Below are 454 nucleotides of genomic sequence, written 5' to 3' on the forward strand. Positions count from 1 at the left end.
CTGTCGAGCAGCATGATCAATGCTTTCCTCGACAATCGCGCGCTTCGCGACGCCTCTGAAGAGGTAGCGGCGGAAATGGCAGCGCAACCCTGTCCGAGCGAGGTGGCGAAAAGCCTGATCGCGAGGGTACAGAAAGGGTAGCCACTACGCCGTCATGACGATCATACGCCAGCACACATCCAGGAGATACGCCCGTAACAATGCGGGACCGGATCGGGCTGGCGCTTTTTTTTGCACAGCGATCCGACTTGGATCCTATTTTTTACAGACGGAGGAGGCTTAATGCCTGCGACTCACTCTCCCACTCCTGCGCGGTCTTGGATAGTTCGCCTGGCACGCGGGTGCTGGGAACGTAAGAAACTTAGCATCATCGTAGTGGTAGCGTCGGTCTCGACCATTCTGCTGGCCGCGCTGACGCCGTTGCTGACAAGGCAAGCGGTGAACGACGCGCTGG

General features: G+C 58.4%; 2 protein-coding genes. Both read left to right on the top strand.

Translation table 11 applies throughout. The features are described from left to right. A partial coding sequence (locus IM265_RS21900) for a nucleotide disphospho-sugar-binding domain-containing protein (protein WP_370625914.1) occupies positions 1 to 141 on the top strand: 141 nt, incomplete at its 5' end. A 141-nt stretch (positions 142 to 282) separates the two neighbouring features. Beyond that, the coding region (locus IM265_RS22240; protein WP_370625915.1) for a hypothetical protein at positions 283 to 454 on the top strand (172 nt) is incomplete at its 3' end.

The sequence above is a fragment of the Enterobacter cloacae complex sp. P17RS genome (assembly GCF_014895885.1).
GTDB lineage: Bacteria > Pseudomonadota > Gammaproteobacteria > Enterobacterales > Enterobacteriaceae > Enterobacter > Enterobacter bugandensis.